Origin of the sequence: Ramlibacter sp. GCM10027632 (genome assembly GCF_042675325.1) — a bacterium.
In the GTDB taxonomy this organism is placed as follows: Bacteria; Pseudomonadota; Gammaproteobacteria; order Burkholderiales; family Burkholderiaceae_C; genus Ramlibacter.
In genome coordinates, this window is the sequence record NZ_JBHTGW010000011.1 from 86,247 (window position 1) to 104,409 (window position 18,163).

Consider the following 18,163-nt stretch of genomic DNA (forward strand, 5'->3'; position numbering starts at 1 on the left):
AGCGGCCCTTTCTCATGGCGTGGCCCGCTCAGAGCTTGCAGGCGGGCGAGGCGGCCGGCGTCAGCGAGGCCGGGAAGACCTGCTCCACCGGCGCGCGCAGCTGGCCGTCGACCATCTTCGCGCGGCCCACGTAGTTGGCCAGCACCATCTGGTTGTCGGCTGCGCGCACCTGGCTGGGGCCGAACACGGTCTCCACCGTCTTGCCCGAGAGGGCCTTGGTCACGTCGCCGGGCTTGGCGCTCTTGGCCAGCTTCACGCCCTCGAAGATCACCTGCGTGCCGTTGTAGCCCAGGCCTTCGTTGTCGGTGGGCAGGCGGTTGAATTTCGCGCGGAAGGCGGCGACGAAGGCCTTGTTGCGGGCGTTGTCGATGTCCGGCGAGTAGGTCACGTTGCCGGGCGTGCCCTCGAGGGAGCGGCCGGTGGCGTCCATCATGAAGTTCTGCAGCAGCGAGTGGCCGATCAGCTTGGTCTGCGGGATCAGGCCGAATTCCTGGGCCTGCTTGACGAAGGCGATGGCGTCGCGGCCGGTCTCGGCCACCCAGATCGCCTCGACCTTGGCGTCCTTGAGCTGGGCGATGTAGGGCGAGAAGTCCTTGGTGCCCAACGGCGCGTACAGCTGCAGCTTCACGTCCTTGCCCTGGGCCTTCACCGCCTTGGCGAAGGACTCGGCGGAGTCGCGGCCCCAGACATAGTCGGCGGCCAGGGTGGCGAAGCTCTTCTCCTTGAAGCCCTTGGCCCACTCGCCGATCATGGCGATGTCCATCGCATCGGAGTGGTTGGTGCGGATCATGCGGGCGCGGCAGCTGTCCCCGGTGATCTTGTCGCTCTTGGAGGCCACCACGAAATAGGCGGCGTCCCAGCGCTCCAGGTTCGGGCCCAGGGCCAGGGCGATGGTCGACGGGATGCCCCCGATCAGGAGGTTGTAGCCGTCGCGGGCGAGCTTCTCGGCGACGCGGCGGCCGGCCTCGGGCGTGCCCTCGTCGTCGGCCACCTGCACCTCGACCCTGCGGCCGTCCACGCCGCCCTTGGCGTTCGCCTCGTCGATCGCGAACTGGATGCCGCGAATGACCTCCTCGCCCTGCTGGGCGAACACGCCCGACTTCGAGCTCATGAGGCCGACGCGCACGGGCTCGCGGGCCTGCGCGAGGGCGATGGCGGGAACGGCGGCGACCACGGCGGCGAGGGCCACGGCGCGGCGGGTCAGTTTGGCTTTCAACATCTTCAGTCTCCTTCTCCAGTCAATGGAAGCCCGGCGGCGCCGGGCACTGCATGCGACCCGGCCGGGTCAAACCATCACGTGCTGGTGCAGCTCGTCGAGGCTGTCCTCGGCGACGCGGCCTTCGGCCACCACGCTGCCCTTGGCCATCGCGCAATAGCGCTGCGCGACGCGCGCGACCAGGGTCATGTTCTGTTCGATCAGCAGCAGCGCCGTGCCCTGCGCCGCCACCTCGTTGAAGATCACGCCCAGCTGGTCGACGATCACCGGGGCCAGGCCCTCGGTGGGTTCGTCCAGCAGGATCAGGGCGGGGTTGGCCATGAGGGCGCGGCCCACCGCCAGCATCTGCTGCTGCCCGCCGGACAGGGCGGTGCCCGGGGTGTGGGCGCGCTCCTGCAGGATCGGGAACAGCTTGTAGATGGCGGGCACGGTCCATGGTCCCTTGCGGCCGACGGCGGCGCCCAGGAGCAGGTTCTCCTCCACGCTCAGGTTGGCCACGATGCGCCGGCCCTGCGGCACCACCGCGATGCCGTGCTGGGCGGCCATGTAGGGGCGCGGGCGGGGCAGCAGGTCGCCGCCCAGGCGCACCGAGCCGCCGCGCAGGCTGGCGATGCCCAGGATGGTGTTGACCACGGTGGTCTTGCCCACGCCGTTGCGGCCGATCAGGGCCACCTTCTCGCCCTCGTCGACCCGCAGGTCCAGGCCGTGGAGGATGTGGGCGTTGCCATAGAAGGCATCGACCTTCGTCAGTTCCAGCAGGGTGTTCATGCGGCGCTCCCCAGGTAGGCCTCGCGCACGCGCGGGTCGGCGCGCACCTCGGCGGGCGAGCCCTGGGCGATCACGCGCCCGAGCTCGAAGACGGTGACGGCGTCGGAGATGCCGAAGACCACGTCCATGTCGTGTTCCACCAGCAGCACCGAGACGTTGCGCCGGGTGGTCAGGGCCTTCAGGTGCTGGGCCAGGTCCAGCGACTCCTTGACCGAGAGGCCGGCCATGGGCTCGTCCAGCAGCAGCACGCCGGGGCGCCCGACCAGGGCCAGGGCCAGGTCCAGGCGGCGCTGCTCGCCGTAGCCCAGGTCGTCGGCGACCACGTCGCCGAGGGTGTCGAGCGCGAGCTCCCGGAGCACGTCGTCGGCGTCGGCGCCGGAGTCCTTCGTCCCCATCTTCCAGGAGGCGAGCTCGACCTGCTGGCGCACCTTCATCTGGCCGAAGATCGAGGTGCGCTGGAAGGAGCGCGAGAGCCCGCGGCGGCGGCGGTCCACCACGCCCAGGGCGCTGACGTCCTCCCCCATCAGGGTGACCTTGCCTCGGGTGAGCGGACGCCGGCCGGTGATGGCGTCGATGACGGTGGACTTGCCCGCGCCGTTGGGGCCGATGAGGCCGCGGATCTGGCCCTTGGCGAGGGTGAGGGCGACGCCGTCGACGGCCTTCACGCCACCGTAGTGGATGGCCACGTCCTCGGTCTGCAACACGTAGTCGGTCATGCGGATGTCTCCCTGGGGCGTCAGTGGGCGGCGCGGGCCTTGGGCGGGCCGGCGGGGCGGGTGGCGGCGCTGCCGCGGCCGGAGACCAGGCGCACCAGGATCCCCGACAGGCCGTGCGGCGCGAACACGATCACCACGATCAGCGCGGTGCCGAAGATGGCCATCCAGTGCTGGGCGTGGTCGCCCAGGACGTCCTTGGCCAGGAAGTAGACGGCGGCGCCGAGGGCCGGGCCCCACAGCACCTTCGTGCCGCCGACCACGACCATCATCAGCGCCACGCCCGACAGGCTCCAGTGCAGGGCCTCCGGCGAGACGAAGCTGGTGTTCAGGGCGGCGAGCACGCCGGCCACCGAGGTCACGCCGGCGGACAGCGCGTACACCGCGGCGCGCGGCACCAGGGTCTTGATGTTGATGAAGCGGGCGCGCTCCTCGTTGTCACGCACGGCCTCGGTGATGCTGCCGAAGCGCGCGCGCAGCAGCACCGCCAGGCCCAGCGTCAGCAGCACCAGGGTCGTCCAGCAGACCATCAGCATCGGGCCGGGTTGGGTGAGCGTGTTCAGGGACAGGCCGAACAGCGTGGCGGGCCACTCCACGTTCATGCCGTCGGCGCCGCCGGTCACGCCCCGGGCGCGCGAGGCGGTGAGGTAGGCCATCTGGCCCACCGCGAGGGTGAGCATGCCGAAGGCCACGCCCGGCACGCGCACGATCACCAGGCCGATCACGAAGGCCAGCGCCGTCAGCCCGAGGATGGCCAGCGGCACGGCGGCCTCGGCGGGCACCGCCTTGGCCTGCAGCAGGATCGAGACGATGTAGCCGGACGAGCCGTAGTACAGCGCATGGCCGAAGCTGACCATGCCGTTCTGTTTGAGCAGCAGGCCGACGCCGAGGGCGAAGATGGCGAAGATCGTCGCCTGCGTGAGCAGCGACAGCACCGTGTTGGAGCCGATGCCGAAGGCGGCGGCCGCGCCGATGGCCAGCGCGCCCACCGTGCAGGCGAGCAGGTTGCGGGTCGTCATGGGAAATGTCTCCGGGAAAGGCGTTGCGTGTCGTCAGGTGCGGCTGCCGGCGAAGCCGTTGGGCTTCCACAGCAGGATGGCCACCATCAGCACGAAGGGCAGCAGCACCGAGGTGTCGGGCAGCCACACCGCGCCCAGGGCCTGCACCAGGCCCAGCACCATGGCGGCGATGAACGCGCCGGCCAGCGAGCCCAGGCCGCCGATCACCACCACCACGAAGGAGTCGATGATCACGTCCGCGCTCATCGAGGGCGACAGCGACAGGAAGGGCGCGGCCACCACGCCGGCCAGGCCCGCCAGCGCGGTGCCCAGGCCGACCACGAAGGCGCTGAGGGCGTCGGTGTTCACCCCCTGCATGGCGGTGGTGGTGGGGTCGGTGGACGCGGCCCGCACGAACAGGCCGGCGCGGGAGTGGCGCAGCCACAGCGTCAGGCCCAGGGCCACCGCCGCGCCCACCACGATCACCGCGACGCGGTAGGCCGGCACCGGGTGGCCGAACAGCTCGATCGAGGAGGACAGGGCGGCCGGCGCGGGCAGCGAGAGGTTGGCCTTGCCCCAGAAGCTCTGGACGAAGTCCTCCAGGATCAGGAGCAGGCCGAAGGTCACGAGGACCACGGTCAGCGGGTCGCGGTCCTGCAGCAGGCGGAAGCCCCAGCGGTCCAGGGCCACGCCGAAGGCGGCCATCACGAGCGGGGCGATGACCAGGGCGCCCCAGAAGTTGGTCTTCATCGCCACCGAGTAGCCGATGTAGGCACCCATCATGTACAGCGAGCCGTGGGCGAAATTCACCACGCGGCGCAGGCCGTAGATCAGGGCCAGGCCCGAGCACATGATGATCAGCAGCGCGCCGTAGACGACGCCGTTGAAGATGTGGATGAACATGGGGGTTGTCTCCTTCGTTGTCTCATGTCGCCGGGCCGGTCAGCCCGGTCCCGCCTCGGCCGCGCCCAGTGCCAGCCAGCCGCCGTCGGCGGTGAAGGTGGCGCCGGTGACGAAGCTGGCCTTGTCCGAGGCCAGGAAGCCGATCACCTCGGCGATCTCCTCGGGCCGGGCCATGCGGCCCAGGGGCGTGCGCGCCTCGATGCGCGCCGCGTCGAGCAGGCCCTCGCTCACCAGCCGGTCCACCAGCGCGGTGCGCACGTAGCCCGGGGCGACCGCGTTGACGCGGATGCCGCGGCGGGCCCATTCGCAGGCCATGGCGCGCGTCATCGCGGCCACGCCGGCCTTGGCCGCGCCGTAGGCGTTGCGCCCGGGGATGCCGGCCAGCCCGGCGATGGAGGCGATGTTGACGATGGCGCCGCGGCCCTGCGCCAGCATCACGCGGGCGGCGGCCTGGCTCACGAGGAAGGCGCCGCGCAGGTGCACGTCGAGCACGCGGTCGAACGCGGCCACGTCCTGGTCCACGGTCGGGGCCGACTGCTCGCCGATGCCGGCGTTGTTCACGACCGCGTCGATGCGCCCGCACTGCGCGAGCACGGCCTCGACGGCCTGCCGCACGCTGGCGGCGTCGGCCACGTCGCAGCCCAGGCCCAGGTGCCGGGCGCCGAGCTCGGCGGCGCGGGCCTGCGCGGCGTCGGCGCGCAGGTCCAGCAGCGCCACGCGCTCGAAGTCCTGCGCCAGCCGGCGCGCGGTGGCCCAGCCGATGCCGTCGGCGGCGCCGGTGACCAGGGCGACGCTCATCGCGGCGCCTCCACGCTGGGCAGGCTGGCGCGGCGGATCAGGCGGGTCTCCTGCGCGAGGATCAGGTCGGCCGAGGCGGCGAGGTATTTCGGGAAGTCGGGGTGCGCGTCACGGCGCCGCGAGCGCTCCTCGTAGTCGGCCAGGCTGTCATAGCCCCACAGGTGGGTGAACTGATTCTGCGGACCGACCAGGCTGGTCCAGAAGCCCAGGGGCGTGCCCAGGGTCTCCAGCAGGATCGGCATGGCGAGCCGGTCGAAGACCTCGATGAACTCGCCCATCTTGCGCAGCTTGATGGTGTAGACGCGGTGGTCCACCAGCGGCTTGGCGCCGGCAGCCAGGAGGAGTTCAGGCCGCACGGCGTTGCTCCCCCTGTTCACCCCGGGCCCGGGCCACCAGGTGGTTGCCGGTGATCCAGCCGAAGGTCATGTTGGGGCCCAGCGTGATGCCGGCGGCGGGGTAGTTGCCCCCCATCACGCTGGCGCGGTCGTTGCCCACCGCGTAGAGGCCGTCGATCACCGTGCCGCGGGTGGACAGCACCTCGCCCTGCGGCGTGGTGCGCAGCCCGTCGAAGGTGCCCAGGTCGCCCATGATCACCTTGACCGCGTAGAACGGGCCCTGGGTGATCGGCGCCACGCAGGGATTGGGCTGGTTGGCCGGGTCGGCCAGGTAGCGGTTGAAGGCGGTGGTGCCGCGACCGAACTGGCGGTCCTCGCCCTGCGCCGCGCCCTCGTTGTACTCGGCCACCGTGCGCTCCAGCGCCGCGGCATCGATGCCGCAGTTCCTCGCCAGCTCGCCGAGGGTGCGGCCCTTGGCCAGGTAGCCGTTGCGCAGGAACCGGCCCACCGGCATCGGCGCGGGCTTGACGAAGCCCAGCCCGTACTTGGCCAGCGCCTTCGCGTCGCACACCAGCCACATCGCGGTCTCGCGCTCGGCGGCGCAGGCCTGGATCATGGCCGCGCCCACGTCGTGGTACGACTCGGACTCGTTGCAGAAGCGCACGCCCTTGCGGGTCACGCCGATGATGCCGGGCTTGTAGCGATCCAGCAGGTGCGGGAACACGCCGTACTTTCCGTCGCCGTAGGGCACGCGCGAAACCGGCATCCAGGCCGAGGTGGAGGGGTACTTCAGCTCGAACTTCGCGCCGGCGTCCTCGGCGATGCGGATGCCGTCGCCGGTGTTGCCGGTGGGCACGGGCGAGAGGTGCTCGCCGCCGCGCCGCAGGTGCGGGTAGGCCTGGCCGATGCGCGCCACGTCGTGCGGGAAGCCGCCGCAGGCCAGCACCACGCCCTGGCGGGCGAAGACCTGGACATCCTCGCCGTCCCTGTGCACCACGGCGCCGCGCACCACGCCCTGCTCGACGATGAGGCGGCGGACCGGCGAGTCGGTCCAGATCGGGACGCCCAGCTCCAGGGCCGACTTGGCCAGGCGCGCTGCCAGCGCGTTGCCGCTGGTGACGTTGACGCCGCGCCGATAGAGCGCCAGCTCCTTGAGGTGGGTCGCCAGGCGCTTGGCCACGTAGACGAACGAGGTCAGCGACTTGGTGGCGTTGAAGAAGTGCTTCAGGTCCGCGTTCGAGGAGTTGAACATCATCCCGATGAAGGTGATGGTCTTGAGCGGCGGGCGCAGGCGCTTCATGTCCTCGCCCAGCGCGCGGATGTCGAAGGGCTTGGCCAGGATCGAGCGGCCCACGTCCACGCCGCCCGGCACCTTCGGGTGGTAGTCGGGGTAGAGGGTGGGGACGAACTGCACGCTGGTCTCGCGCTCGAACCATTCCACCATCTTCGGCGCGGCCGCCAGGAAGGCGTCGACCGCGGGGGCGTCGAAGCCGGCGCCGGTCTCGTTCAGCAGGTACTCGCGCGCGGCGGCGGTGGAGTCCTTCTTCGCGCCCTCGCAATGCGGGTTGCCGGGGATCCACAGCACGCCGCCGCTGAAGGCGGTGGAGCCGCCGAAGACCGGCTCCTTCTCCACCACGATCACGTCCAGCCCGCCCTTGCGCGCGGTCACGGCCGTCGACAGGCCGCCGGCGCCGGAGCCGGCGACCAGCACATCACACTCGAGTCGCTTCATTCGTCTTCTCCTGGGGTTGCTGGCCGGCGCGGGTGGTCTGGTTGAAGCCCGGGCGCGGCACCATGTCCATCAACATGCAGTCGAGGCCGCCATCGACCACCAGCTCGGTGCCGTTCACATAGGCGGCGCGGTCGCTGAGGAGGAAGGCGGCGGGTTCGGCGATGTCCACCGGCTCGCCCACGCGGCGGCTGGCGGTGACGGCGGCGCGGGCCGCCTCGAAGCCCGGCACCTCGTAGAAGGCGGCCGACAGTGCGGTGCGGATCATTCCGGGGCAGAGCGCGTTGCTGCGCACGCCGCGCGGGCCCCACTCGGCAGCCAGCTGCTTGTTCATCAGGAGCACGCCGGCCTTGCTGGCGCTGTAGGCGCCGCTGCGCGCCTGCGGGTGCAGCGCCGAGATGGAGGCGATGTGGACGATGCTGCCGCGGCCGGCGGCCAGCATGTCCTGGCCGAACGCGCGGCTGCACAGGAGGTAGCCGGTGAGGTTGACGGCCAGCACCTGGTTCCAGTCTTCCAGCGAGACCGACTCCAGCGGGCCGGGCAGCAGCATGCCGGCGTTGTTCACGAGGCCGGTGACCGGCCCGAACTCGCGGCGCACGCGGGCGGCGGCCGCGGCCACCGCGGCTTCGCTGGCGACGTCGCAGGCCGCCGCGATGGCCTGGGCGCCGCGGGCCCGCAGGGCCGCCGCGGCGCGCTCCGCACCCTCGGCGTCGCGATCGAGCAGGGCCACCCGGGCGCCGGCATCGGCCAGCGAGCCGGCCACGGCCAGGCCGATGCCCGAGGCCGCACCGGTCACCGCGATGGCGCGGCCGGCCAGGCCCAGCCAGTGCGAGTGGGCGGCGCTCACTGCGGCCTCCAGGAACCGGATGCTTCGGGTTTACCCGGGTGGTTGGTGGCCAGGCCGGGGACGGGGCTCCCGGGGCGGATGCCTGCTTGCATGCCTGCTGTCTCCTCTGTGGTGGGGGCGAATGTTCGTCGCTGGGCCGCCGCGCGCCAATCGACAAACGCGGCGAAGGACCGGACAATTCGTGCATGACGAAAGTCCCCCGATTCGCCCTCTACGGCACTGACGAGGCCTCTCCGGCCTGGGCCGAGATGGTCAACCTGGAGCGCATCCCGGAGCGCTCCGGCGCGCACAACTGGGAGATCCAGCCGCATGTGCACGAGGGCCTGCTGCAGGTGCTGTACATCGTCACCGGCAGCGCCGGCGGCGAGGCGCTGATCGACGGGCGCCGCTGGCCCATCGTGCCGCCGTGCCTGATCGTCGTGCCCTCGGGGGCGGTGCATGGCTTCCACTTCCGCAACGACATCGACGGCCCGGTGATCACCGCGCCGCAGCGCCCGCTGGAATCGCTGGCCACCGCCATCGCGCCGCAGTTGCTGGCGCATGTGCGCGCGCCGCGCGTGCTGCCGGTGGACCCGGAGAGCCCGTGGACGCAGGCGCTGATGCCGCTGTTCGACGCGCTGGAGCGCGAGGCGCGCTACCCGGCGGCGGGGCAGGTGGCGGCCAGCATGTCGCTGCTCGCGGCGCTGTTCGTGCAGGTGGCCCGCATCGGCGAGAGCGCGGCGGCCGCGCCCAGCGACCCGCGCTCACGCAAGGCGGCGCAGATCGAGCAGTTCCGCCAGCTGGTGAACGAGCAGTTCCGGCAGCAGCGCTCGGTCGACCACTACGCGCGGCAGATGGGGTTGACGGCAGGCCACCTGGGCCGCCTGTGCCGCGACGCGCTGGGGCTCTCGCCGCTGGACGTGATCAACGCGCGGCTGGTGCACGAGGCCGAGCGCGAGCTGGTGTACTCCACCCTGAGCATCAAGCAGGTCGCCGCCGAACTGGGCTTCGACGACGAGGCCTACTTCGGCCGCTTCTTCAAGAAGCACACCGCGCGCCGGCCCACCGAGTTCCGCGAGATGGCGCGGGCGCACCTGGCCGGGCACTGAGGCGGGCGCCCCGGGCTGGCGCCAGCGTGACGGACATCGTACGACCCCTGCGACATAATGGCCGCATGACCGCCCCCGCCGCGAGCGCCGCCCGCCGTCCCCGCTCCCTCACCGCCGACCTGGTGCAGGCCCTCGGCGACCGCATCCGCGATGGCCGCCTGGCCTCCGGCGCCAAGCTGCCGCGCGAGGCCGACCTGATGGCCGAGTTCAACGTGAGCCGCACCGTGGTGCGCGAGGCCATGTCCCGGCTGCAGGCCGCCGGCATGGTGGAGACCCGCCACGGCATCGGCACCTTCGTCATGGGCCTGGGCGACGCCAGCACCTTCCGCATCTTGCCGGAGCAGGTCGGCACCCTGCATGACGTGATCGCGGTGCTGGAGCTGCGCATCGCGGTCGAGAGCGAGAGCGCCGGCCTGGCGGCGCAGCGCCGCAGCGAGGCCGAGCTGGCCGCCATGCGCTCCGCGCTGGATGCCTTCGCCGCCGCGGTGGAGGAGGGGCGCGATGCCGTCGGCCCCGACTTCCAGTTCCACCTGGAGATCGCCCGCGCCACCCAGAACCCGCGCTTCGCGGAGCTCATGGCCACCCTGGGCGGCACCATGATCCCGCGCGCCCGGCTGGAGTCCGAGCAGCCCCTCACCCCCGAGCGCCGCGACTACCTGCGCCGCGTCAACGGCGAGCACGAGAGCATCTACGAGGCCATCGCCCGCCAGGACGCCGAGGCCGCCCGCGCCGCCATGCGCACGCACCTGGCCAACAGCCGCGAGCGCCGTCGCCGCGCTGCCGCCGGCGGCTGATCCCAACCTCATCAAGGGTTTACCCGCATTTCTTGTTGGCGATCAAGAGATACGATGTCCTATCTCTTTCCAACGGTGTAACCCGACCATGATCCCGATCGAACTCAAGAAAGCCCTGTCCTCCGGCCTGCTGTCCTTCCCGCTGACGGACTTCGACGCCCAGCTGCAGTTCAACCCCCGCGGCTACCAGGAGCGCCTGGAGTGGCTGATGCCCTATGGCGCCTCCGTGCTGTTCGCCGCCGGCGGCACCGGCGAGTTCTTCTCCCTGGAGCCGGGCGAGTACTCCCAGGTGATCAAGGTCGCGGCCGAGACCTGCGGCCAGCACACCCCCATCGTCGGCGGCGCCGGCGGCGGCACCACCCTGGCGATCAAGTACGCCCAGGAAGCCCAGCGCAATGGCGCGGCCGGCATCCTGCTGCTGCCGCACTACCTGACCGAAGCCACCCAGGACGGCCTGGTCGCCCACATCGAAGCGGTGTGCAAGAGCGTGAGCATTGGCGTCATCGTCTACAACCGCGCCGCCTGCAAGCTGACCGCCTCCTCGCTGGAGAAGCTGGCCGAGCGCTGCCCCAACCTGATCGGCTTCAAGGACGGCCTGGGCGACATCGAGCGCATCGTCCAGATCCGCCAGCGCCTGGGCGACCGCTTCGTCTACATCGGCGGCATGCCCACGCACGAGGTCTACGCCAACGCCTACAAGGCCCTGGGCGTGCCCACCTACTCCTCGGCCGTCTTCAACTTCATCCCCAAGACCGCGATGGCGTTCTACAACGCCTACTGGAACAACGACCAGGCCACCGTGAGCCGCCTGATCGACGACTTTTTCCTGCCGTACCTGGAGATCCGCAACAAGGGCGAGGGCTATGCCGTCTCCATCGTGAAGGCCGGCGCCACCATCGTCGGCAAGAGCGCCGGCCCGGTGCGCGCGCCGCTGTCGGACCTCAAGCCCGCCGAAGTCGAGCAGCTGGCCGCCCTGATCGCCAAGCTGGGCCCGCAGTAACCGGGCTGCCGTCTCAAGCACCCCCAGGAGACATGCCATGACCTTGACGAAACGCCTCACCGCCCTGGCCCTCGGCCTGGGTGTGGCGGCCAGCGCCTTCGCGCAGGCCTTCCCCTCGAAGACGGTGACCCTGGTGGTGCCGTTCCCGCCCGGCGGCTCCACCGACATGATCGCCCGCACCCTGCAGCCCAAGCTGCAGGAGCGCCTGGGCGGCACCGTCGTCGTGGACAACAAGGCCGGCGCCACCGGCACCATCGGCACCGCGCAGGTGGCCCGCTCGCCCGCCGACGGCCACACCCTGCTGGTCGCCTCGCTCGGGCCCTACGTGATCGCCCCGCACCTGATCAAGGCGCCCTATGACGCGCTGAAGGACCTGGACCCGATCTCGGTCGTCGTCCAGGCGCCCAACGTGCTCGTGGTGCCCGCGGCCTCGCCGCTGAAGTCCATGGCCGACGTGATGGCCCACCTGAAGGCCAACCCGGGCAAGATGACGTTCGCGTCCTCCGGCAACGGCAGCAGCGACCACCTCACGGCCGAACTGTTCTGGCAGCAGACCGGCACCACCGGCGTCCACGTGCCGTACAAGGGCGGCGGGCCGGTGATGAACGACCTCCTGGGCAACCAGGTCGATTCCTCGTTCATGAACATCAATACCGCCATGCCGCAGATCCAGGCCGGCAAGCTGCGCCCGCTGGTGATCACCAGCGCCAAGCGCTCGCCCCTGCTGCCGAACGTGCCCACGCTCGAGGAGCAGGGCGTCAAGGACGCCAACGTCCAGTCCTGGCAGGCCGTGGCCGGCCCCAGGGGCCTGCCTGCGGACGTCAAGGCCAGGGTGCATGCCGCCATCGTCGCTACCTTCAGCGAGCCGGCCCTGCGCCAGCGCCTGCTGGACCTGGGCTTCGAGATGGTGCTGAACACGCCCGAGCAGTTCGCCGCCTTCCAGGCCGCCGAATACGCCCGCTGGCAGAAGCTGATCACCGCCCGCAAGATCACCGCCGACTGAACCCGGCCGAGATTCCCATGACCTCTCCCATCGTCAAGCAGATGCGTGTCGTCCCCGTCGCGGGACGGGACGGCATGCTGCTGAACCTCTCGGGCGCGCATGCGCCCTTTTTCACTCGCAACATCGTCATCGTCACCGACAGCGCGGGCCACACCGGCCTGGGCGAGGTGCCCGGCGGCGAGAAGATCCGCCAGACGCTGGAGGACGCGCGTCCCCTCGTCGAGGGCCGCCCCATCGGCGACCTGCAGGCCATCCTGAACGAGATGCGCGCCCGCTTCGCCGACCGCGACGCCGGCGGCCGCGGCCTGCAGACCTTCGACCTGCGCACCACCATCCATGCCGTCACCGCCGTCGAATCGGCGCTGCTGGACCTGCAGGGCCAGCACCTGGGCGTGCCGGTGGCGGCGCTGCTCGGCGAGGGCCAGCAGCGCGAGGCCGTGCAGATGCTCGGCTACCTGTTCTTCGTCGGCGACCGCACCAGGACCGACCTGCCGTACCACAGCGAGCCGGGCGCCGACAACGACTGGTTCCGCCTGCGCCACGAGGCCGCCATGACCCCCGAGGCGGTGGTGCGCCTGGCCGAGGCGGCCCAGGCCCGCTACGGCTTCCAGGACTTCAAGCTCAAGGGCGGCGTGCTGCGCGGCGACGAGGAAGTCGAGGCGGTGACCGCGCTGCACGAGCGATTCCCGCAGGCCCGCGTGACGCTCGATCCCAATGGCGGCTGGCTGCTGAAGGACGCGATCCGCCTGGGCGAGAGGATGCGCGGCATCGTCGCCTACGCCGAGGACCCCTGCGGCGCGGAAGAAGGCTTCTCCGGCCGCGAGGTCATGGCCGAATTCCGCCGCGCCACCGGCCTGCCCACCGCGACCAACATGGTCGCCACCGACTGGCGCCAGCTGGCGCACTCGCTGGCGCTGCAGTCGGTCGACATCCCGCTGGCCGACCCGCACTTCTGGACCCTAGCCGGCTCGGTGCGCGTGGCCCAGACCTGCCGCGACTGGGGCCTGACCTGGGGCTCGCACTCCAACAACCACTTCGACATCTCGCTGGCCATGTTCACGCACGTGGGCGCCGCCGCCCCCGGCAAGGTCACTGCCATCGACACGCACTGGATCTGGCAGGACGGCCAGCGCCTCACCAAGGACCCGCTGAAGATCGAGGGCGGCTACGTGCAGGTTCCGAAGAAGCCGGGCCTGGGCATCGAGATCGACCTGGCCGAGGTCGAGAAGGCCCACGCCCTCTACCTGCAGCACGGCCTGGGCGCGCGCGACGACGCCATCGCCATGCAGTACCTGATCCCCGGCTGGAAATTCGACAACAAGCGCCCGTGCCTCGTGCGCTGAACACCCACCCCATTCAAGATGACCACTTTCATTGACAGCACCGCGGCCGACGTCGACGCCGCCGCCCGCGCCGCGCAAGCGGCCTTCGCCGCCTTCGGCGCCTCCGACGCCGCCACCCGCGCCGCGCTGCTGCGCGGCCTGGCCGAGGCGCTGGAAGCGAACCGCGAGCGCCTCGTCGCCCTCGCCGATGCCGAGACGAACCTGGGCCCCGGCCGCCTCAACGGCGAGCTCGATCGCACCGCCTTCCAGCTGCGCGGCTTCGCCACGCAGGTGGAGCAGGGCGCCGCCTTCGCCTTCACTGACGATCCCGCCGTCGCCGGCGCCCCGCCGGTGGGCCACCCCGCCCTGGCCCGCGTGCGCGTGCCGGTCGGCCCGGTGGCCATGTTCGCGGCCTCGAATTTCCCCTTCGCCTTCTCGGTGCTGGGTGGTGACACCGCCGCGGCCCTGGCCGCCGGCTGCCCGGTGGTGGTCAAGGCCCACCGCGGCCACCGCGGCCTCTCGCATGCCGTGGCCGACCTGGCCCGCGGGGTGGTCCAGGCCCAGGGCCTGCCCGCCGGCGTCTTCGACATGGTCGACGGCCGCGGCGCCGAAGTCGGCGTGAGCCTGATCCAGCACCCGGCGATTGCCGCCGGCGCCTTCACCGGCTCGGTGCGCGGCGGCCTGGCGCTGCAGGAGGCGGCCCGCGCCCGCAAGCGCCCGATCCCGTTCTACGGCGAGCTGGGCTCGATCAACCCGGTGATCGCGCTGCCCTCGGCCCTGGCCGCCAAGGGCGCCGAGCTCGCCGCGGGTCTCGCCGGCTCCATCACCATGGGCTGCGGCCAGTTCTGCACCAGCCCGGGCGTCATCGTGGTGCCCACGGGCGCCGACGGCGACGCCTTCGTTCAGGCCCTGGTCGAATCGCTCAAGGCCGCCAAGACCCACGCCATGCTCACCGCGCAGATGCGCGATGGCTTCGAGGCCGGCCGCGCCGCCTGGGCCAACAACGCCAAGCTGCAGAAGCTCCTGGCCGAAGTGGACGCCGCCGACCAGCCGCCGCGCCCGTTCCTGGCGCAAATCGACGCCGCCGGCTTCATCGCCGACGAGCACCTGCACGAGGAAGTCTTCGGCCCCGCCGCCCTGGTGGTGCGCGTGTCCGGCACGGCCCAGGCCATCGAGGTGCTCGAGGCCGTGGGCGGCTCGCTCACCGTGACGATCTGGGGCGCCGACGAGGCCACCGCCGACAACCAGGCCCTGGTGCGCGCCGCCGCGCAGGTGGCCGGCCGGGTGCTGTTCGCGGGCTACCCCACCGGCGTCGCGGTCACGGCGGGCCAGCAGCATGGCGGTCCCTTCCCCTCGTCCACCGAGCCCTTCACCACCTCGGTGGGCTGGGCCGCGCTGGACCGCTTCCTGCGCCCCGTGGCGCTGCAGGACGCGCCGGCCTGGCTGGCGGCGCGCCAGGGCCGGCCCTGCTGAGGCCGGATCCGGCCACTATCAGCCCTCGCAATAGCCGCTATTGCGAGGGCTTGATTTACTGAGTAGCTGTGTGTTCCTAGCATCTTCCTTGCGCCTCCGCCTGCCAGGCGGGGGGCTCCACGAGAACATCCCACGGAGACAACCCATGAAAAGCGCACTGCGCACGTTCGCCCTCACGGCCACCCTGGCCGGCGCCCTGGGCCTGGCCCACGCCCAGCAGGCCCTCAACATCACCGGCATCGTGGAGCTTTCCGGCTCGGGCGCGACGGCGGGCACCAACTACAACAACGGCATCAAGCTGGCGGTGGCCGAGATCAATGCGGCCGGCGGCATCCTGGGCCGGCGCGTCAACTACACCGCGCTGGACACGCAGACCAACCCCGGCGTCGCCAAGTCCCTCGCCGCCAAGGCCGTCGACGAAGGCGTGCCGCTGCTGATGGGCCCGGTCTACTCCGGCTCCATCCTCGTGAGCATGGCCGAGACGCGCCGCGCCGAGATCCCCAACATGATCGGGGGCGAGGCCGCCGCCATCACCGAGCAGGGCAACCCCTACGTCTTCCGCGCCTCCTTCACCCAGGCCTCGGCCATGCCCAAGGTGGTGCGCTACATCCACGAGATCGTGAAGGCCAAGACCATCGCCGTGATCTACGTGAACAACGACTTCGGCAAGGGCGGCCGCGACATGGTCCTCAAGGGCCTGCAGGCCGCCGGCATCCAGGTCGTCGCCGACATCTCCACCGAGGTGGCCCAGGTCGACTTCTCGGCGGCGGTGCTCCGGGCCAAGCAGTCCAACGCCGATGCGCTGTTCGTCTACAGCAACGAGGAGGAGTCGGCGCGCATCCTGCGGGAGCTGCGCAAGCAGGGCTACAACAAGCCGGTGATTGGCGAGACCACACTGGCCAACGACAAGGTGATCGAGCTGGCCGGCGACGCCGCCAACGGCGTGGTGGCCCACGTCGGCCTCACGCCCGACGCGCCCAACCCGCCGGTGCAGGCCTTCGCCAAGCGCTACCTCGCCGAGTACAAGGCCAAGGCCGACCACAACGCGATGAAGGGCTACACCAGCATGCACGTGGCCAAGGCGGTCTTCGACAAGGTCGGCAAGATCGACCCGAAGGCCTTTGCCGCCGCCCTGCGCGGCGCCAGCATCTCGGTGAAGGACTACCCCGGCGTGCTGTTCGACGTGAAGTTCGACCAGAAGGGCGACCTGGACCGCGAGAGCTTCATCGTCAAGGTGGTGAACGGCAAGCCGCAGGTGGTGGAGATCCTCAAGCCGGCGCGCTGAGCGTGGACGGCTTCGAGCACTGCACGCTGGCGCGGCGCGGGGCGGTCCTCACGGTCACGCTGGACCGCCCCGAGGTCCTCAACGCGCTCCACCCGGCGGCGCACTTCGAGCTGCAGCGGGCGTTCGACCTCTATGCGGCCGACCCCGGCCTGCACGTGGCCATCATCACCGGGCGCGGCGACCGCGCCTTCTGCGTCGGCACCGACCTGAAGGAGCTCGCCCGCACCGGCGACCACCGCAAGCCGCCCGGGGGCTTCGCCGGCATCACCACCCGCACCGACCTGTACAAGCCGGTGATCGCCGCGGTCAACGGCCTGTGCCTGGGCGGCGGCGCCGAGATCGTCGCGGCCTGTGACCTGGCCGTGGCCTCGGACCGCGCGGTCTTCGGCCTCCCCGAGCCGCGGGTGGGCCTGGCGGCGCTGGGCGGCGGCGCGCTCCAGCGCCTGGCGCGCGACCTGCCGCTGAAGGATGCGATGCGCCTGATCCTCACCGGTTCGAACATCTCCGCCCAGGAGGCGCTGCGCATCAGCCTGGTCAACGAGGTGGTGCCGCACGAGCAGCTGATGGAGGCGGCCTTCGCCCTGGCCGACGAGATCCTGGCCTGCGCGCCGCTGGCGGTGCAGGCCTCCAAGCAGGTGATGCTGCAAAGCCTCGACCAGCCGGACCTGGCCAGCGCGATGGCGGCGACCTACGAGGCCGCCGAGCGCATGCTGGCGAGCGAGGATGCGGTGGAAGGCCCGAGGGCCTTCGCGGAAAAACGCCCGCCCCGATGGAGCGGGCGCTGAGGCGGGCCTGAAGCCCGCTGGACGCCTTCTGGAAGCGGCCGCCTCGGCGGCCTGCGCTTCACACCTGGATCAACGGCGCATCTTGGCCAGTTCAGCCTGCACCTCGTTGACCGTGGCCTCGCCCACGCTGGCGCTGTACTTGGCGATCACGGGCTTGAGCTTCTCGCGCAGCTTGGCCACTTCGGCCGGCGGCAGCTGGGTCACGGTCATGCCGTTTTTCTTCAGCAGCTCCAGGTTGGCGGCGACGGCGGCGCGGGCCTGCTCGCGCTGCAGCTTGGTGGCCTCGTCGGCCGCGTCGTCGATGATCTTGCGGTCGGCGGGGCTCAGGCTGTCCCACACCTTCTTGCTCATGATGACCGACTGCGGGTTGTACTGGTGGTTGGTCAGCGCCACGTGCTTCTGCACCTCCCAGAACTTGTTGGCGGCGATCACCGAGATCGGGTTCTCCTGGCCGTCGATGGCCCTCTGCTCCAGCGCGCCGTAGACCTCGGGGAAGGCCAGCGGCGTGGGGTTGGCGCCCAGGGCCTTGACCCAGTCGAGGTTGATGGGGTTGGGGATCACGCGCAGCTTCAGGCCCTCGATGTCCTCCACCTTGTTGATCGGCCGCTTACTGTTGGTGATCTGGCGGTAGCCCAGCTCCCAGTACGACAGGCCGACGATGCCCTTGGGCTCGAGCAGCGCGTGCATCTTGCGGCCGACCGGGCCGTCGACGATGGCGTCGGATTCCTTCTCGTTGGCGAACAGGAAGGGGAAGTCGAAGATCGCCAGTTCCTTGGCCTCGCTGGCCAGGATGCCGGAGTTCATCACCGCCAGTTCGACGGTGCCGCCCTTGACGGAGGAGACCACCGCCTGGTCGCTGCCCAGGGAGCCGTTGAAGAACAGGTTCACCTTGATGCGGCCGTTGGTCTTGGCCGCCACGGTCTCGGCGAACTTCTTCATGCCCGCCGCGGCCGGGTGGTTCTCGGGGCCGTTCAGGCCCATCTTGAGGGTGCGCTCCTGGGCGCTGGCCAGGCCGGCGGCGGCTAGTGCGGCGGCGGCGACCAGGGTCTTGAGGAAGATGCGTTTCATGTCATGTCTCCGGTTGTTGGTGGGGATGCCAGGTCGGC

Annotated in this window: 18 protein-coding genes; 8 read left to right on the forward strand and 10 right to left on the reverse strand. The window is 71.1% G+C overall.

All coding sequences use genetic code 11. The features are described from left to right. Positions 1-28: 28 nt before the first annotated feature. From ACFQZY_RS16290 to ACFQZY_RS16330, 9 genes are all read right to left on the reverse strand, one after another. Entirely contained in the window at positions 29-1,219 is a 1,191-nt protein-coding gene (locus tag ACFQZY_RS16290) for an ABC transporter substrate-binding protein (RefSeq protein WP_377417733.1), read from the reverse strand. 66 nt (positions 1,220-1,285) lie between these two features. After that, entirely contained in the window at positions 1,286-1,984 is a 699-nt protein-coding gene (locus ACFQZY_RS16295) for an ABC transporter ATP-binding protein (RefSeq protein ID WP_377417735.1), read from the reverse strand. Then, positions 1,981-2,700 carry an ABC transporter ATP-binding protein gene (locus tag ACFQZY_RS16300; protein ID WP_377417737.1) on the reverse strand — a complete coding sequence of 240 codons (720 nt, stop codon included), beginning with the start codon at positions 2,698-2,700 and terminating at the stop codon, positions 1,981-1,983. Before ACFQZY_RS16300 ends, ACFQZY_RS16295 begins: the two co-directional genes overlap by 4 nt. Before the next feature lie 20 nt (positions 2,701-2,720). Continuing rightward, a complete protein-coding gene (locus ACFQZY_RS16305) occupies positions 2,721-3,716 on the reverse strand; it encodes a branched-chain amino acid ABC transporter permease (protein WP_377417739.1) in 996 nt (331 codons plus the stop codon). A gap of 33 nt (positions 3,717-3,749) precedes the next feature. Beyond that, positions 3,750-4,598 carry a branched-chain amino acid ABC transporter permease gene (locus ACFQZY_RS16310; protein WP_377417741.1) on the reverse strand — a complete coding sequence of 283 codons (849 nt, stop codon included), beginning with the start codon at positions 4,596-4,598 and terminating at the stop codon, positions 3,750-3,752. A 39-nt stretch (positions 4,599-4,637) separates the two neighbouring features. Beyond that, positions 4,638-5,396: an SDR family NAD(P)-dependent oxidoreductase gene (locus ACFQZY_RS16315; RefSeq protein WP_377417743.1), complete on the reverse strand. Its 759-nt coding sequence runs from the start codon at positions 5,394-5,396 to the stop codon at positions 4,638-4,640. Beyond that, positions 5,393-5,674 carry an NIPSNAP family protein gene (locus tag ACFQZY_RS16320; protein ID WP_377417864.1) on the reverse strand — a complete coding sequence of 94 codons (282 nt, stop codon included), beginning with the start codon at positions 5,672-5,674 and terminating at the stop codon, positions 5,393-5,395. The genes ACFQZY_RS16315 and ACFQZY_RS16320 overlap by 4 nt, the downstream gene beginning before the upstream one ends. A gap of 67 nt (positions 5,675-5,741) precedes the next feature. Next, positions 5,742-7,463: an FAD-dependent oxidoreductase gene (locus tag ACFQZY_RS16325; RefSeq protein WP_377417745.1), complete on the reverse strand. Its 1,722-nt coding sequence runs from the start codon at positions 7,461-7,463 to the stop codon at positions 5,742-5,744. Next, on the reverse strand, positions 7,444-8,307 hold the full coding sequence (locus ACFQZY_RS16330) for an SDR family NAD(P)-dependent oxidoreductase (protein ID WP_377417747.1): 864 nt from the start codon (positions 8,305-8,307) through the stop codon (positions 7,444-7,446). Before ACFQZY_RS16330 ends, ACFQZY_RS16325 begins: the two co-directional genes overlap by 20 nt. Positions 8,308-8,492: 185 nt before the next feature. Between ACFQZY_RS16330 and ACFQZY_RS16335 the strand changes: the two genes are divergently transcribed. The 8 genes from ACFQZY_RS16335 to ACFQZY_RS16370 all read left to right on the forward strand — a co-directional run bounded on the left by ACFQZY_RS16335 (position 8,493) and on the right by ACFQZY_RS16370 (position 17,057). Further along, the gene (locus ACFQZY_RS16335) at positions 8,493-9,395 is read left to right on the forward strand and encodes a helix-turn-helix domain-containing protein (RefSeq protein WP_377417749.1); all 903 of its coding nucleotides are present in this window, start codon (positions 8,493-8,495) and stop codon (positions 9,393-9,395) included. Positions 9,396-9,460: 65 nt separating this feature from the next. After that, the gene (locus ACFQZY_RS16340; protein WP_377417751.1) at positions 9,461-10,189 is read left to right on the forward strand and encodes a FadR/GntR family transcriptional regulator; all 729 of its coding nucleotides are present in this window, start codon (positions 9,461-9,463) and stop codon (positions 10,187-10,189) included. Positions 10,190-10,277: 88 nt separating this feature from the next. Beyond that, positions 10,278-11,189, forward strand: coding sequence for a 5-dehydro-4-deoxyglucarate dehydratase (gene kdgD, locus ACFQZY_RS16345; RefSeq protein WP_377417753.1), 912 nt, complete (start codon positions 10,278-10,280; stop codon positions 11,187-11,189). Positions 11,190-11,226: 37 nt separating this feature from the next. Further along, positions 11,227-12,192: a Bug family tripartite tricarboxylate transporter substrate binding protein gene (locus tag ACFQZY_RS16350; protein ID WP_377417755.1), complete on the forward strand. Its 966-nt coding sequence runs from the start codon at positions 11,227-11,229 to the stop codon at positions 12,190-12,192. A gap of 17 nt (positions 12,193-12,209) precedes the next feature. Next, positions 12,210-13,535 carry a glucarate dehydratase gene (gene gudD / locus ACFQZY_RS16355; protein ID WP_377417757.1) on the forward strand — a complete coding sequence of 442 codons (1,326 nt, stop codon included), beginning with the start codon at positions 12,210-12,212 and terminating at the stop codon, positions 13,533-13,535. Between the two features lie 18 nt (positions 13,536-13,553). Then, positions 13,554-14,987, forward strand: a complete 1,434-nt coding sequence (locus ACFQZY_RS16360) for an aldehyde dehydrogenase (NADP(+)) (RefSeq protein WP_377417759.1) — start codon at positions 13,554-13,556, stop codon at positions 14,985-14,987. A gap of 145 nt (positions 14,988-15,132) precedes the next feature. Then, positions 15,133-16,272, forward strand: a complete 1,140-nt coding sequence (locus tag ACFQZY_RS16365; protein WP_377417761.1) for an ABC transporter substrate-binding protein — start codon at positions 15,133-15,135, stop codon at positions 16,270-16,272. Between the two features lie 2 nt (positions 16,273-16,274). Beyond that, positions 16,275-17,057: an enoyl-CoA hydratase-related protein gene (locus ACFQZY_RS16370; RefSeq protein ID WP_377417763.1), complete on the forward strand. Its 783-nt coding sequence runs from the start codon at positions 16,275-16,277 to the stop codon at positions 17,055-17,057. Positions 17,058-17,126: 69 nt separating this feature from the next. On the opposite strand, the gene ACFQZY_RS16375 is transcribed toward ACFQZY_RS16370, so the two are convergent. After that, complete coding sequence (locus ACFQZY_RS16375; RefSeq protein ID WP_377417765.1) at positions 17,127-18,125, reverse strand: TRAP transporter substrate-binding protein; 999 nt, start codon at positions 18,123-18,125, stop codon at positions 17,127-17,129. Between the last annotated feature and the right edge of the window lie 38 nt (positions 18,126-18,163).